Genomic DNA, 15,331 nt, shown 5'->3' on the forward strand with positions numbered 1-15,331 from the left:
GCAGCGGGCCGGTCTGCCGGCCACGTCCATCGCCTGGGGACTGTGGGAACACACCACCGGCATGACCGCCCACCTACAACACCGCGACCGCGCCCTGGCTACGGAGCACGCCCTGGCCCTGCTCGACGCCGCGATCGGCGGGCACCACCCCGCCGTCGTCGCCGCCGACCTCGATCCCGCCGCGTACGCCACGCCCCTGCTCCAGGAACTCCGGCGTGGCCGGGCCACCCACCGTCCGCGCAAGGCGGCCGTGACGGGCGACGGGCAGACGCTGACCGACCAGCTCGCCGGCCTCGACGTCGGCGAACGCCGACGCAACCTACTGCGGATCGTCCGCTCCGATGTCGCCGCGGTCCTCGGCCACCGCGACGCTGAGGACGTCGACGCGGACGCGCCGTTCGCGACGCTCGGCTTCGACTCACTCACCGCCGTCGAGCTGCGTAACCGCCTCGGTGCCCGAACCGGTCTGGTCTTCCCGGCCACGCTGACGTTCGACCATCCGACGCCGGCCGCGCTCGCCGAGCACCTCGACGGGGAACTCGGTGCCGGTCCCGCCGCACCCGTACCCGCACCCGCGCCCGGCGCCGGTGGCGGCGTCGACGATTCGCTGAGCGCCCTGGTGCTGCGGGCCTACCGCACCGGGGACGCCGAGCGGGCCGACGCCCTGGTCCGGGGCATGGCCTCCTTCCGGCCCTCGTTCCGGACCGCCGCCGAGGTCATCGACCGGCCGCGGCTCGTGCGGCTGGCCGCACCCGGCGGCCCGGGACCGCACGTCGTCTGCGTGCCGTCGTTCGCCTGGAAACCGTCGGTATACCAGTACGCCGGCCTCGCCGCCGCTCTACGATCCGCCGCGTCCGTGTCGGTGCTGACCCTGCCCGGCTTCCGGCCCGGCGAACCGCTACCGGCCGACCTCGACGCGCTCGTCGACCTGCACCGCGCCGTGCTGGAGGCCGAGGCGCCGACCGGGTCGATCGTGTTCGCCGGGCACTCCACCGGCGGGCAGCTCGCCGCTGCGCTGGCGCACCGGTGGGAGAAGGCCGGCCTTGTCATGCTCGACACCTGCTGGTGGCCTGAGCGCGCCAGCGAGGAGTACGCGGCCTGGTCGGCCGCGATCACCCGGCACCTGATCGACCGCGCCGGCGCCCAGGACCGGCTCGGCGAGGAGTGGGGAGACGCGTGGGTCACCGCCCGCGCCCGGTACGGGGAGTTCGACCTCAGGCCGGCTCCGATCTCCGCTCCCACCCTGCTCGTACACGCTCGGGAACCGGTCGGTGCGGCAGTGCCGACGGAGACCGAGCGGGCCAGCTGGCCGCATCCGCACGAGGCGGTGACGGTGCCAGGCAACCACTTCACGATGCTCGAACGCGTCCACGTCGCCACCACGGCCGCGGCCGTCGACGCCTGGCTACGGCAGGGCTGAGCGATGGCCGGCCGCCACACGGAAGAGCCCCGCCGGTGTGCGGCGGGGCTCTTCCGGGATCGCCGGTCAGGTCAGCGCGGCGGTGAACCGGTCGTTGACCTCGCGACTGATATAGAAGACGCCCTTTTCCAGTTGGTCCGGCGTCCAGGTGACGCACGGCCGGTCGGGATAGGCCACGTAGCCGCCGCTGAAGACCTCGTTGCGGTTGCCGGACGGATCGAAGAAGTAGATGGTCTGCCCCCGGGTGATGCCATGCCTGGTCGGCCCGACGTCGACCGGTACGTCGTCCATCGCCATCAGGTCACCGGCCCGCAGGATGTCGCTCCAGCTGCTCAGCTCGAACGCGAAGTGGTGGAGCTTGGCGTTCGGCCCCTTCAGGATCGCGATGTCGTGCACCGTGTTGCCTACGGTCAGCCAGGTGGCGATGCAGTCGGCGTCCGCGTCCAGCGACGTCGCCAGGCGCTCGCTGGGGTAGAAGTCCAGGACCTCCCGGAAGAACCGCTCCATCAGGTTGACGTCCTCGGCGGTGATGAGCGCGTGGTCCAGCCGTGGCGCGCCGATGCCCACCAGATGACGGGGGAAGACCTCCGGGTTGTGGGTACCGACCTCGGTGCCCAGCACCGTCATGTCGTGGTACAGCTCGACGACGTGCTCCGACGGCAGCACGATCCGGATGCCGTCGCTCACCTCGCGGTTTTCCCCGGCGGACATGCGCGACACGGCGCAGCCGAAGCGGGTTGCGCGGTCCTCGAAGCGCTCGATGTCCGCCGGGTCGGCGACCTTGAAACCGAACTTGGCGACGCCGACGCCGCCCTCCTCGAGGACGACCGAGTGATGGTCCCACTCGTCCCAGCCCTTGAAGTAGGCCGTGCCGTCCTCGACGAGAACGGGATAGAGACCCATCGTGTCGCCGTAGTGCTGCTTGGCCTTCTGCAGGTCGGTCACGCGGGCGTGGACATAACCCATTCTCAGTACACCCATGCTCTGGCTCCAATCGTGCGGGGCGGGTCAGTCCGTCAGGTGGGTCCTGGCGTACGTGGAAGGAAGGGGTTGGTGCGGCGGAGCCGGTCCTGGCGCAGCTCGACGACGACATCGCCGCACGGGACGGCGCGGCAGGTGAGGCAGGTTCCGGTCGCGCGTTCCTCGGCGGCGAGCACGGACTCGGCGACCACGTCGTCGTACCGGACGCTGCCCGCGCGCAGATCCACCTTGCACATGCCGCAACCGCCGCGCCGGCAGCCGACGGTGTGGGTGTACCCGGCCCGGGCCAGCGCGGCCAGGATGGTCTCGCCGTTGGCCACCGGCACGGTCAGGCCGGCCGGCAGGATGACGACGGTGACGGTCATCCCGGCGTGCCGAACCGGGGGAACAGCCGTACGGCGTTGCCGTGGGAAATGGAGGTGCGCTGCTCGTCGCTGATGTCGGAATACTTGTCGAACTCGTCACTGAAATGCGTCACCGAGGGCAGGGGCGCATATGGCCAGTCGCTGCCGTAAACGATGTGCGTCGGGTCGGCGAAGGCTAGAAGTGACGGAAGCGAGACCGGGCTGGTCGACAAGGCCGTGTCGAAGTAGAACTTCCGGAGATCCGCCAGATACGTATCCGGGGTCAATTCCATGTCGCGTCGGACATAGGCCATGCGGTGCGCCGCGTAGGGCACGAATCCGCCACCGTGCGAAAGGATGATCCGCATCCGTGTCCAGCGCCGCATCGCACCGTGCCGGACCAGATTGTGCACCGCGCGGCTGGTGTCGAGCAGAAAGTCGAGGAGAAACGGCGGTGCGCCGTCGAGGCCCGGTCCGGGCAGGTGCGACGGGTGGATCAGCACCACGGCGCCGCGCCGGTCGAGTTCGGTCATCACCGGGTCGAAGGCCGGGTCTCCGGGGTACGCACCGCGCACGTTGGCGAGCAGGACCACCCCGTCGGCGCCCAGCACGTCGAAGGAGTGTGCGATCTCCGCCAGGGCTCCGTCGACGTCCGGCAGGGTCAGCGTGGCGAAGAAGCCGAACCGGTCCGGTCGGTCTTTTACCTGCTCAGCGGCGTATTCGTTGACGTATCGGGCCTTGTCGCGCGCTTCGGCGTCGTCACCGAGGTGAACTCCCGGCGTGGAGACCGACATGACGCAGCTGCGTATGCCGTGATCGTCCATCATGGCGAGGGCGCCCTCGGCCGACCAGGCCGGCAGCGGCATGCCCCCGGCCGTCAGGCCCCTGTCGACGAGCCAGCGGGAGTAGCCCGGCGGCACGATGTGCTGATGTACGTCGATGCGATCTGTGCCGGTCACGTCGGTTCCTTTCGCGGCCACGACAAATCCCGAATGTGCACGGGTGAATGGATGCGCGATATCGGAGAAAGTGCCCGGCGCGCGGCGATGAATGCGCGTTCATCCGCTGTTGATTCGAGATCACGCCCGGTCGGGACCATCCTTGTCGCGGACCCGCGTCACGGTCGATATTCCCCGTGCGTTGGCGAGCCGGAAATCGGCCGCTGTGGCCCAGACGCTAGCAGTGGCCGGCGAGATCATCAATCAATGTGATCTCGGTCACATCGCATATTGACCACGGATTGGGGTCGGTGTACTGTCCATTCGCACAGGCCAATGGATCAATCGGCAGTCGCTGTCACGCCTGCGGGATCGATCGCCCCCGGAAGTGTGGCCTTCTGCTCCGCGCTCGCTCAGGTCCGGGCGCATACGCGGTGCCGCATTGAGTTCGTGAATGCCGCGGGTCGCGAAGACCCGCAGGTCAGACCGGCGGCTTTCCCACGCGTCACCTGGCACGGCCTCCAATCATCCAGCGTCTCTCTGCGGGGAAGGGACCCCAACGTGCAGCATGAAGCCAGCGGTACGACCTCCGAACCGATCGCCATCGTGGGGATGGCGTGCCGGTTCCCCGGTGGTGTGAACTCACCCGCAGAGTTCTGGCGGCTGTTGACCGAGGGCCGCGGCACCGCCGGCGAGCTGCCCGACGGGCGCTGGGACGACTACCTTCGGTCGGATCCGGCCAACGCGGCCGCGCTGCGGGCGGTGAACCGCCACGGGTCGTTCCTGCACGACGTCGCCGGGTTCGACGCCGCGTTCTTCGGGGTCTCGCCCAGAGAAGCCGAGCTGATGGATCCGCAACAGCGGATGACCCTCGAGGTCAGCTGGGAGGCCCTCGAACACGCGGGTATCCCGCCCCGCGCCCTCGCCCACCACGACGCCGGCGTCTTCGTCGGGGTCGGCGCCGACGACTACGGCCGCCGGCTGCTCGAGGATCTGCCCGGCATCGAGGCGCGCACCGGGATCGGCGGCGCCTACTGCGCGGTGGCCAACCGGGTCTCGTACACCCTCGACCTGCGTGGGCCGAGCCTCGCCGTGGACACCGCGTGCTCCTCGTCGCTGGTCGCCATCCACCTGGCCTGCCAGAGCCTGTGGATGGACGAGACACCGGTCGCCCTCGCGGGCGGCGTCATGCTGATGGCCGGCCCGGGTCTGACGATGGTCCTCGACGCGGCCGGCGCCACCTCGCCGCGCGGGGTGAGCCGGTCGTTCGACGCCGCTGCCGACGGCTATGGCCGTGGCGAGGGCTGCGGGATGGTCGTGCTCAAGCGGCTCAGCGATGCGCGCCGCTCCGGCGACCGGGTGCTTGCCCTGATCCGCGGCGGTGGCATCCACCAGGACGGCCGCACGAACGGGATCATGGCCCCCAGCCAGGAGGCCCAGGAGCACCTGCTCCGCCGGGTGTACCGGTCGACCGGCATCCCGCCGGCCAGCGTCAGCTACGTCGAGGCGCACGGCACCGGCACCGAGCTCGGTGACCCGATGGAGGCCGGTGCGCTCGGCGCGGCGCTCGGCTCGGGATCCGGTCGGCAGACTCCGTTGCTGATCGGCTCCGTCAAGACCAACATCGGGCACCTGGAGGCCGGTGCTGGGGTGGCCGGTGTCATCAAGACGGTCCTGGCGCTCCAGCACGGCCAACTGCCCGCCACCCTGCACCTGACCGAACCCAACCCGAAGATCGATTGGACGGGCACCGGGCTGCGGGTGGCCGACCGCCTCCAGGACTGGCCGCGCGGCGACCAGCCCCGCCGTGCCGGGGTCTCCGGATACGGCTACGGCGGCACCATCGCCCACCTGATCCTCGAGGAGGCGCCGGCGTCCAAGCCGACCGACGCCGTCGGCGGCGACACCGGCGTGCCCCGCGTCTACCCGATCTCCGCCGCGACCGGCACCGGGCTGGCCCGAGCCGCCGGCCGGCTGGCCGCCTGGCTCGACGGTGACGGCACGGCCGCACCGCTCGGCGCGGTCGGGCACACCCTCGCGGTGCGCCGCAGCCACCTCAGCCACCGCGCCGCGGTCGTCGCGGCGGACCGGCCCGCGTTGGTCGCCGGGCTCACCGCGCTCGCCGAAGGGCGGCCCGACGCACCGGTCAGCGGCGTCACCCACGAGCCGTCCGACAGCGCGGCCGTCTGGGTCTTCTCCGGCCACGGCTCACAGTGGATCGGCATGGGCCGCGAGTTGCTCCAGGCGGAGCCCGCGTTCGGCAAGGTGCTCGACGACCTCGACCCCGTCTTCACCGCCGAGATCGGATTCTCGCCCACCGAGGTGATGGCCAGCGGCGAATACAGCGGCGTCGACATGATCCAGCCGCTGATCTATGCGATGCAGGTGGGCCTCGCCGCGGTCTGGCAGGCCAACGGCGTCCGCCCCGCGGCGGTGATCGGCCACTCCGTCGGCGAGATCGCCGCCGCCGTCGTCTCCGGAGTGCTCAGCCCGCTCGACGGCGCGCGGCTGGTCTGCCGCCGGTCGGTTCTGCTCCGCCGGGCCGCCGGCGCCGGCGCGATGGCGATGGTCGCCCTGGGCTTCGACGAGGTCGCCGAGCGACTCGCCGGACACACCGACGTGGTGGCCGCGATCGCCTCCTCCGGCAGCTCCACCGTTGTCTCCGGCGAGCCCGAAGCGGTCCGTGCCCTCGTGGCGGAGTGGGGGGCCGAGGTCGCGGTGCGCACCGTCGACTCGGATGTGGCGTTCCACAGCCCGCAGATGGATCCCCTGCTGGCCGAGTTGCGCGCCGCTGCCGACGGCCTTGTGATCCGGCCGCCGGCGTTGCCGCTGTACACCACCGCGCTCACCGACCCCCGCGACGACGCGGCCCGCGACGGCGCGTACTGGGCAGCGAACCTGCGCAACCCGGTGCTGCTGCACACGGCTGTCCTCGCGGCCGCCGCCGACGGCCACCGCACGTTCCTGGAGGTCTCGCCGCACCCGGTGGTAACGCACTCGATCCGCGAGTCGCTCGACGCCGCCGGGATCGACGGCACGGTCCTCATCACGCTGCGGCGCGACCGGCCCGAGCAGTTGACGTTCCTGGAGAGCCTGGCCGCGGCGCACTGCGCCGGGGTGACGGTCGGCTGGGAGGACATCTACCCCGGCGACGACCTCGCCGAACTGCCGCCGCGCGCCTGGGAACACCGTTCCTACTGGGCGACGAACACCCCGCGGCTGACCGCCCTCGGCGACCGGCACGACCCGGCGAGCCACACCCTGCTCGGCGGGCGGACCGTGGTCAACGGCGTCACTCCGGTGCAGCTGTGGCACACCTACCTCGACCTGGCCAGCCGCCCCTACGACGGTGACCATCCCGTGCAGGGCGTGGAGATCGTGCCGGCGGCGGTGCTGCTGAGCACGTTCCTGGCGGCGGGGTCGACCGATGCGCTCACCGAGGTGGCGTTGCGCACCCCGGTGACGGCCGACACGCTGCGGGAGATCCAGGTGGTGCGCCAGGGCGACGTGGTCAACCTCGCCTCCCGCCTGGTCGATCCGGAGGCCGGGGACGGCCCGCGAGACGAGGCGTGGCTGGTGCACACGACCGCGCGGACCGGTCCTCCAGGTGCGCCGCCGCCGCCGGGCCCGGACGGCCCGACCATCCCGCTGGATCCCGGTTTCGTCGTCGAGCGCCTTGCCGAACTCGACGTTCGCGGGATGGGATTTCCCTGGCAGGTCACCAGTCTGGCGCGGACCCCCGACGGCGGGCTGCGTGCCGAGGTCGACGCGCCCGGCAGCGGCATCGGAGCCGGGCGCTGGGCGTGCGTCCTGGATGCCGCGCTGTCCATCGCGTCCGTGGTCTTCCCCGGCGAACCGGTGCTGCGGATGCCCGCGGCGATCCGTGGTCTCACCGTCACCGGTGAGCCGCCCGCGCGGGTGATCGTGCACGCCCGGCCCGCCGCCGGGCCCTCGGGTGCGGACACTGCCGAGGTTGTCGTCAGCGCGCCGGACGGCACGCTCGCCGTCGTCCTCACCGGGCTGCGGTACGGCGTGCTCGACGGTGATCCGCGGGCCGAAGCCAGCCCCGGGCGGCTCGCCTTCGACCTGGTGTGGCGGCCGATCCCGCTGCCCGCGTCTCCGCCGTCGCCCCACCTCGTGGTCCTCGGTGACCCGTCGCTCGCCAGGCTGCTGGAGGTGCCGCTCGCGACGCAGACTCCGCAGCAGCCCGGTACCGTGCTGGTGGCCCCGCCTCCCGGCACCGCAGCCGCCGACGCGTCGGCCCAGGTCCTTCGAGCGGTGCGGGCCATGGCCGCGCTGCCGCCCGGCGACGGGCGCGTATGGGTCGTCACCCGGGGCGTGCGTGCGGCTTCGGCCGCGTCGCTGGGACTGTCCGCGCTGTGGGGACTCGGCCGGATCCTCGTCACGGAGTACCCGGACATCATGGGTGGCATCGTGGACCTGCCGGAGGCACTGACGGCCGCGACGGCACCGGCCCTGCGCTCGGTCCTCGGCACACCGGCCGGTCCGGACCTGCTGTCGGTCGATGACGGCGCCGTCCACGCCGCCCGGCTCACCCCGCTCGACGGACCGCCGGTGCGGCCCACGTTCGAGTGCCGGTCCGACGCGACGTACCTCATCACCGGCGGCCTCGGCGTCCTGGGTCTCGAAGTCGCACGGTGGCTGGTCAGCCGGGGCGCGCGGCGACTCGTGCTGGCCGGCCGCACGGCGCTGCCGCCCCGCGAGCGCTGGGACGACGTCGATCCGCAACAGCGGACACGCATCGACGCGGTGCGATCGCTGGAGGCGGCCGGCGTCACCGTACGCACACTCGCCCTCGACGTTGCCGACACCGACGCGCTCCGGCAGGCGCTGCGGCCGGACGTCCTCGGCCTGCCCCCCGTCCGCGGCGTCGTGCACGCCGCGGGGGTGGTCGACAACCAGCTGGCCGACCAGGTCGACGACGCCGCGCTGGCCCGTGCGCTGCGGCCCAAGGCCGACGGCGCGCTCGCCCTGCACACCGTGTTCCCGCCCGGCACGCTGGACTTCCTCGTGCTGTTCTCCTCCGCTGGCCACCTGCTGGGCCTGCCCGGCCAGGCCGCGTACGCCGCAGCCAACGCGTTCCTCGACGGGCTCGCCCGGCACCGGCGGGCCGCCGGGGACGCCGCCGTGACGAGCTACGCCTGGACGTCGTGGCGTGGCCTGGGCATGTCGACCTCGTCGGTGCTCATCGACGGTGAGCTCGCCGCCCGCGGCACCGCCGACATCACGCTGCGGGAGGCCTTCCGGGTCTGGGAGTACGCCCACCGGCGCGACAGCGGATTCGTGGCTGTCCTGCGGCCGATCCCGGTGCCTGTCGGCGGCGGACGCCCGCCGCTGCTGGCGGACCTGACCGTCGAGGCGCCGTCGTCGGCGGACCTCGACTCGCAGGCGCCGGCGTGGGCGGACCTCGACGGCACCGAACTGACCGAGCACATGGTCCAGGCGGTCCGCTCCGTCGTCGCCGGTGAGATGAAGGCAGCCGAGACCGACGTCGACCCGCACCGGCCGCTGCTGGAGATGGGCCTTGACTCCATCATGGCCGTCTCCATCCGGCGTCGGCTCGAGCAGGGACTGCGGCTCAGCCTGCCCAGCACGCTGCTGTGGCGCCACCCGACCGTCACCGCCGTCGCCGGCCACCTCGCCGACCTCGCGGCGGCCGGACGCCCCACCACCGAACCGACGTCCTGACCGAGGAGCCGCTGCCGTGACCACTGACCCACCCACCACACGACCGTTCACCGGAGCCGAATACCTGGAGAGCCTCCGCGACGGCCGCGAGATCTACCTGTACGGGGAGCGCGTCGACGACGTGACGAAGCACCCCGCATTCGCCAACCCGGCCCGGATGACCGCGCGGCTCTACGACGCGTTGCACGACCCGGCCCGCCGCGACGTGCTCACCGCGCCGACCGACAGCGGCACCGGGTTCACCCATCCGTTCTTCCGGACCCCCCGCACGGTCGACGACGTGGTCGCCGACCGGGCCGCCATCGCCGAATGGGCGAGGCTCTCATACGGGTGGATGGGCCGCAGCCCCGACTACAAGGCTGCTTTCCTGGGCACGCTGGGCGCCAACGCGGACTTCTACGCGCCGTACGAGGACAATGCCCGTCGGTGGTATCGCGAGTCCCAGGAGAAGGTCCTCTACTGGAACCACGCGATCGTGCAGCCGCCGGTCGACCGTCACCTGGCCGCGGACGCCGCGAAGGACGTCTTCGTGCACGTGGAGAAGGAGACCGACAACGGCCTGGTGGTCAGTGGCGCCAAGGTGGTCGCCACGGGCTCGGCGCTGACCCACTTCAACTTCATCTCCCACTACGGCCTGCCGATCAAGGAGCGTGAGTTCGCGCTCGTGGCGACCGTGCCGATGGGCGCGCCCGGGCTCAAGCTGATCTGCCGTCCGTCGTACTCGGCCACCGCCTCGGTGATGGGCAGCCCGTTCGACTACCCGCTGTCCAGCCGACTGGACGAGAACGACACCATCTTCATCCTGGACAAGGTCCTGATTCCCTGGGAGAACGTGTTCCTCTACGGCGATCCGGAGCAGGTCAGCACGTTCGTGCCGCGCTCGGGCTTCCTGGAGCGGCTGACGTTCCAGGGTTGCATCCGGCTCGCCGTGAAGATCGACTTCATTGCGGGCCTGCTGCTGAAGGCACTCGACATGACCGGCACCGGCGGATACCGGGGCGTGCAGACCCGGGTCGGTGAGGTCCTCGCCTGGCGCAACATGTTCTGGGCGCTGAGCGACGCCGCGGCCCGCAACCCCCAGGAGTGGAAGGGCGGCGCCCTGCTGCCCCGGCTCGACTACGGCCTGGCGTACCGGTGGTTCATGACCATCGGGTACCCGCGGATCCGGGAGATCATCGAGCAGGACGTCGCCAGCGGCCTCATCTACATCAACTCCAGCGCGGAGGACTTCGAGAACCCGGAGATCCGGCCGTACCTCGACCGCTTCCTGCGCGGATCGGCCGGGCAGACGGCCGTCGACCGGGTGAAGCTGATGAAGCTGCTGTGGGACGCCGTCGGCACCGAGTTCGGCAGCCGCCACGAGCTCTACGAGCGCAACTTCGCGGGCAACCACGAGAACGTGCGCGCCGAGATCGTGGCCGTGCAGGAGATGACCGGCCAGCTCGACGGCTACCGGGGCTTCGCCGAGCAGTGCCTGGCCGAATACGACCTCTCCGGCTGGACCGCGCCCGACCTGGAGTCCTACGACGACCTGCGGGCGCTGCGCAAAGAACTGTGGAAGCGGAGCTGACGTGGCCACCCCGTACTTCGGGCACGTGATCGAGGGGGTGGAGACCCCGCCGGACGACGGCCCACGGGCGCCGTCCATCGACCCGTTCACCCGCCGGCCGTGGGCGCTCGCCCCGGCCGGCGACCACACCGTCGCCGCGCGGGCGGTCGCAGCGGCCCGCACCGCCTTCGACTCCGGGCCGTGGCCCGGCATGGGCTTCGCCCGGCGCGGCGTCCTGCTGCACCGCCTCGCCGACCTGGTCGAAGAGCACACCGAGGAACTGGCGCTCGCCGACACGCGCGACATGGGCAAGCCGATCAGCGACAGCCGCGGCAAGGACGTGCCCCGGGCCGCGCAGAACCTGAGGTTCTTCGCCGACCACGCCCGGCTCGACGCGGCGGAGACCTACCCCATGGACAGCGGCCACCACGCCTACAGCCGCTACGAGCCGGCCGGCGTGGTGGTCGCGGTGAGCCCGTGGAACTACCCGCTGATGCTCGCCACCTGGAAGATCGCGCCGGCCCTCGCCTGGGGCAACACCGTGGTCCTCAAACCGTCGGAGGAGACACCGGCGTCGGCAACCATCCTGGCGCGGCTCGCGACCGAAGCCGGCCTGCCGCCCGGTGTACTCAGTGTGGTGCACGGCACGGGCGACGCCGTCGGGAAGCCACTCGTCACCGACCCACGGGTCGACCGGGTCACTTTCACCGGCGGCACGGCAACCGGCCGGGCGATCGCCGCCGCGGCCGCCGCCAACCTGACGCCCGTCAGCCTGGAACTCGGCGGCAAGGGCGCCAGCGTGGTCTTCGCCGACGCCGACCTCGACCAGGCTGTTGCCTGGTCGATCAAGGCGATCTTCACCAACGCCGGCCAGATCTGCCTCGCGGGCAGCCGACTGCTCGTCCAACGCGACATCTACGACGCGTTCCTGTCCCGGTTCGTCGCGGCGGCCGAGGCGCTGCCGGGCGGTGACCCGTCCGACCCGACGACCCGCGTCGGCCCGCTCGCCTCGGCCAGACACCACCGAGCCGTCCTTCAACACCTGTGCCGGGCGGAGGAGGCCGGCGCCCGGGTGGTGACCGGCGGCGCGGGCGAGGGCTGGACCGTGCGGCCCACGGTGCTCACCGGCGTCGGCACGGACACCGCCGCGTGGCGTGAGGAGATCTTCGGCCCCGTGGTGACCGTGACACCGTTCACCGACGAGAAGGACGCGGTGCGCCTCGCCAACGACACCCGGTACGGCCTGAACGCCATGCTCTTCACCAGCGACCTGTCGCGGGCGCACCGGGTCGCCGGCCGCCTGCGCGCCGGCACCGTATGGGTCAACTGTTTCTTCGTCCGAGACCTGCGCGCGCCGTTCGGCGGCGCCGCAGAGTCCGGGATCGGCCGCGAAGGCGGCGCGTTCAGCCGTGATTTCTTCACCGAGCCAAAGGCCGTCGTGATCCAGGTCGATGAAGGGGACCGCCCGTGAGTCACTCCGAGGAAGGTATCCGCTATCTCAGCGCCGCCGACGTCACCGGGCTCGTCAGCCGGATCGACGTGCCGGCCGTCATTCGCCAGACCCTGCTGGCCTACGCCAAGGGTGCCGCGGGGCTGTCCCCTGAGGCCGCCCTGCGCTGGACGACCGGCTCCGGGCACGCCGCGCGCAGTCTCATCCTGCCGGGGTGGGCCGACGGGGCATACGGCTGCAAAATCATCAACGCCTCACTGGGAAACGTGGAGCGGGGCCTGCCCCGGGCGGCCGGTCTGGTCGTGCTCGACGACCCGGAGACCGCACGGCCCGTCTGCATCATGGAGGGCGCCCGGATCAGCGCCCTGCGCACCGCGGCCACCTCGGTCGTCGCCGTCACCGCCGTCCGCGAACCGGCCGACGTGACGCGGCTGGCGTTCCTGGGCTGTGGCCGGCAGAGCGAGACACACCTCGAACTGCTCGCGCCGCTCACCCCGGCCCTGCGTGAGGTGCGCCTGTTCGACCTCGACGCGGGCCGCGCCGGGCACTTCGCCGCCCGATGCCGCGACCTGCTCGGCACGGGCCGGCAGATCCGGGTGACATCGACGGCCCGTGAGGCGGTCGAGGGTGCCGCGCTGACCGTCGCGGCCACGACCACCACCGAGCCGTACGTGGACCTCGACTGGGTGCCGCCCGGCGGGACGTTCGTCAACGTCTCGCTCGACGACGCCACCGAAGGGCTGCTGCTCGGCGCCGACCACCTCATCGTCGACGACTGGGAGTTGGTCCGCACCGACGACCATCGCCTGCTCGGCCGGTTGGCCGCCGCGGGCCGGGTGGTCGGGCCGGACGACCCCGCACCGGACGGATCGCGCCGGGTCGACACCGAGATCCCGCGTCTGCTCGCGGGGCAGTACGCCCGCCCGGTCACCGCCACCGACCGCGTGGTCATCAACCCGTTCGGCATGGGTGTCAGCGATATCGGGCTCGCCGCCGCCGTTCTCGACCTCGCGCGCCGAACCGGTGAAGGCACGCTCCTGCCGTGCTGATGCCGCCGTCGCCGCCTCCAGGCGCCGAGGTGTCCCCGCTGGACACCCCGCAACTGCGTCCCGTCCTGGGTACCTTCGCCACCGGGGTCACCATCGTCACCGTCGGCGGAACCGACCCGCACGGGATGACAGCCAACTCCTTCACCTCCGTCTCGCTCGACCCGCCCCTCATCCTGATCTGCCTCGCGAAGAGCACCCGCACCCTTGACGGCGTCGTGGCGGCCGGGACCTTCGCGGTCTCGGTCCTCGCCGCCGACCAGGACGCGGTCGCGCGGCACTTCGCCCGTCGCATGCGCCCCGGCGGCCCGGCCGGCTTCGGCGGGGTGCCGTGCGTAGACGGCCCGCACACCGGCGCGCCCCTGGTGCGCGACGCCGCCGCCTGGCTGGAGTGCGCCCTGTGGCGCACCTACGACGGCGGTGACCACGCCATCGTGGTGGGCCGCCTGTTGTCCGTGCGCCGCGTCCACGACCGCCCCCCGCTGCTGTTCTACTGCGGACAGTTCCACCAGGGGCCCGTTACGGCAGCGTCAGCTTGAGCCGTCCGGGCCGGCGGCGTCCGGGGTGACGGCGGCGACGTTCTCCGCCTGCCAAGCGTCCAGGTCGAGCAGTTCGAGCGTGGCGGGAGCCTGCGGGGCCGCCGGGGCGGGATCGGCGTACGCGGCGGCGACCGTGGCCCGGTCGAAGACCCGCCAGGTCACCGCGATCACCGCCAGGGCCACCACGAGCCCCACCCAGTACGGCGCGGTCAACCCGAACCGGGCGGCGACCACCCCGCCGAGCAGCGCGCCGAGGCAGTTGCCGCCGGCGGCGATGAACAGCGTCGTGCTGCCCACCCGGCCCTGCAGGGCGGACGGAGTCAACCGCTGACGCAGCGAGTTGGCCACCATGTTCCACAACGCGCCGTGCACCCCGAACGCGAACAGCGCCACCCCGACGACCGCCGCGCTGCGGGACGCGGCCAGCGCCAGGTGCAGCCCCGCCTCGATCAGCAGGCCGATCCGGATGGTCCACGTCGCGGTGACCGCGGCGACGAGCCGGTCCCCGACGACCGAGCCGAGCAGCCCACCGACCGCGAGGCAGGTGAAGAGGGCGCCGTAGCCGACCGAACCGAGGCCCAGCCGTTGCGTGGCGAGCAGCACCAGCACCGCGAGGGCCGCGGTGAGGGTGAGGTTGAGCAGCCCGATCAGCAGGGTCATGGTGCGCAGCAGCCGGTGGGAGAGCAACCAGCGGAAGCCCTCGGCGACCTCCGCGCGCACCGAGCGGCGTCCGCCCGTCTCCGACGTTCCGCGGTACGACCCGGCTATCAGGCCCACGAGGAGGGCGCTGAGGGCGTACGTGCCGGCGTTGACGCCGAACGGGATGGCGGCCGCCACCACGAAGAGGAACCCGCCGAGCGGCCCGGCGACCATGTTGTGCATGACTGTCGTGCCCGCGCCCAGCCAGCCGTTGGCCCGTTCCAGCCGCGACCGCGGCACTACCGCCGGCAACACCGCCTGGGCGGCCGTGCGGAACACCACCTCACCGGCGTTCACCACGAACAGCACCGCGTACAGCAGCGCTACCCCGGCCCGACCGGTGACGATCGCGGCGACCAGCACCGCCAGGGCGACGACCCGTACCCAGTCGACGACGATCATCAGCCGGCGCCGGTCGACCCGGTCCGCGAGGACCCCGCCGGGGAGCGAGAACAGCAACCACGGCAGCCACGCCACGGCCGCGCCTGCCGACACGACCAACGGGTCGTCGGTCTGCGACGCCACGTACAGCGGAGCCGCCACCGTCGCCATCCCGCTGCCCAGCGCCGACGTGGTGCTGGCCGCCAAGAGCCGGGCGAAGCGCCCGCCGAGTCGTTCGCCCCCGATCGCCGTCACGGCGAGCGAATCTACCAGCG

Annotated in this window: 10 protein-coding genes; 6 read left to right on the forward strand and 4 right to left on the reverse strand. The window is 72.2% G+C overall.

What is annotated here, in order from left to right; genetic code table 11:
- A partial coding sequence (locus tag ACGF5C_RS11455) for an alpha/beta fold hydrolase (protein WP_393299859.1) occupies positions 1 to 1,420 on the forward strand: 1,420 nt, incomplete at its 5' end.
- 66 nt (positions 1,421 to 1,486) lie between these two features.
- Here ACGF5C_RS11455 and ACGF5C_RS11460 read toward each other — a convergent pair.
- The 3 genes from ACGF5C_RS11460 to ACGF5C_RS11470 are packed head-to-tail and all read right to left on the reverse strand — an operon-like array spanning position 1,487 to position 3,704.
- Complete coding sequence (locus ACGF5C_RS11460; protein WP_393299862.1) at positions 1,487 to 2,401, reverse strand: catechol 2,3-dioxygenase; 915 nt, start codon at positions 2,399 to 2,401, stop codon at positions 1,487 to 1,489.
- 35 nt (positions 2,402 to 2,436) lie between these two features.
- Positions 2,437 to 2,766: a 2Fe-2S iron-sulfur cluster-binding protein gene (locus ACGF5C_RS11465; RefSeq protein ID WP_393299865.1), complete on the reverse strand. Its 330-nt coding sequence runs from the start codon at positions 2,764 to 2,766 to the stop codon at positions 2,437 to 2,439.
- Positions 2,763 to 3,704, reverse strand: a complete 942-nt coding sequence (locus ACGF5C_RS11470; RefSeq protein WP_393299868.1) for an amidohydrolase family protein — start codon at positions 3,702 to 3,704, stop codon at positions 2,763 to 2,765. The genes ACGF5C_RS11465 and ACGF5C_RS11470 overlap by 4 nt, the downstream gene beginning before the upstream one ends.
- 540 nt (positions 3,705 to 4,244) lie before the next feature.
- Between ACGF5C_RS11470 and ACGF5C_RS11475 the strand changes: the two genes are divergently transcribed.
- The 5 genes from ACGF5C_RS11475 to ACGF5C_RS11495 are packed head-to-tail and all read left to right on the forward strand — an operon-like array spanning position 4,245 to position 13,976.
- Positions 4,245 to 9,392 (forward strand): beta-ketoacyl synthase N-terminal-like domain-containing protein, encoded by a 5,148-nt coding sequence (locus ACGF5C_RS11475; protein ID WP_393299871.1) that lies wholly within the window; start codon positions 4,245 to 4,247, stop codon positions 9,390 to 9,392.
- A 16-nt stretch (positions 9,393 to 9,408) separates the two neighbouring features.
- The gene (locus ACGF5C_RS11480; protein WP_393299874.1) at positions 9,409 to 10,962 is read left to right on the forward strand and encodes a 4-hydroxyphenylacetate 3-hydroxylase family protein; all 1,554 of its coding nucleotides are present in this window, start codon (positions 9,409 to 9,411) and stop codon (positions 10,960 to 10,962) included.
- 1 nt (position 10,963) lies between these two features.
- Positions 10,964 to 12,412, forward strand: a complete 1,449-nt coding sequence (locus ACGF5C_RS11485; protein WP_393299877.1) for an aldehyde dehydrogenase — start codon at positions 10,964 to 10,966, stop codon at positions 12,410 to 12,412.
- Positions 12,409 to 13,440 carry an ornithine cyclodeaminase gene (locus ACGF5C_RS11490; protein WP_393299880.1) on the forward strand — a complete coding sequence of 344 codons (1,032 nt, stop codon included), beginning with the start codon at positions 12,409 to 12,411 and terminating at the stop codon, positions 13,438 to 13,440. Before ACGF5C_RS11485 ends, ACGF5C_RS11490 begins: the two co-directional genes overlap by 4 nt.
- Positions 13,440 to 13,976: a flavin reductase family protein gene (locus ACGF5C_RS11495; RefSeq protein ID WP_393300452.1), complete on the forward strand. Its 537-nt coding sequence runs from the start codon at positions 13,440 to 13,442 to the stop codon at positions 13,974 to 13,976. Before ACGF5C_RS11490 ends, ACGF5C_RS11495 begins: the two co-directional genes overlap by 1 nt.
- Here the strand turns inward: ACGF5C_RS11495 and ACGF5C_RS11500 are convergent.
- Positions 13,968 to 15,311 (reverse strand): MFS transporter, encoded by a 1,344-nt coding sequence (locus ACGF5C_RS11500; RefSeq protein ID WP_393299883.1) that lies wholly within the window; start codon positions 15,309 to 15,311, stop codon positions 13,968 to 13,970. The genes ACGF5C_RS11495 and ACGF5C_RS11500 overlap by 9 nt on opposite strands.
- Positions 15,312 to 15,331: the final 20 nt, after the last annotated feature.

This window comes from Micromonospora sp. NPDC047620 (assembly GCF_043205005.1).
Lineage (GTDB): Bacteria > Actinomycetota > Actinomycetes > Mycobacteriales > Micromonosporaceae > Micromonospora.

Bases quoted from the DNA above. Each gene is read 5' to 3' on its own strand.
- ACGF5C_RS11460 (WP_393299862.1), bottom strand. From the start codon at position 2,401: ATGGGTGTACTGAGAATGGGTTATGTCCACGCCCGCGTGACCGACCTG.
- ACGF5C_RS11495 (WP_393300452.1), top strand. From the start codon at position 13,440: ATGCCGCCGTCGCCGCCTCCAGGCGCCGAGGTGTCCCCGCTGGACACC.
- ACGF5C_RS11465 (WP_393299865.1), bottom strand. From the start codon at position 2,766: ATGACCGTCACCGTCGTCATCCTGCCGGCCGGCCTGACCGTGCCGGTG.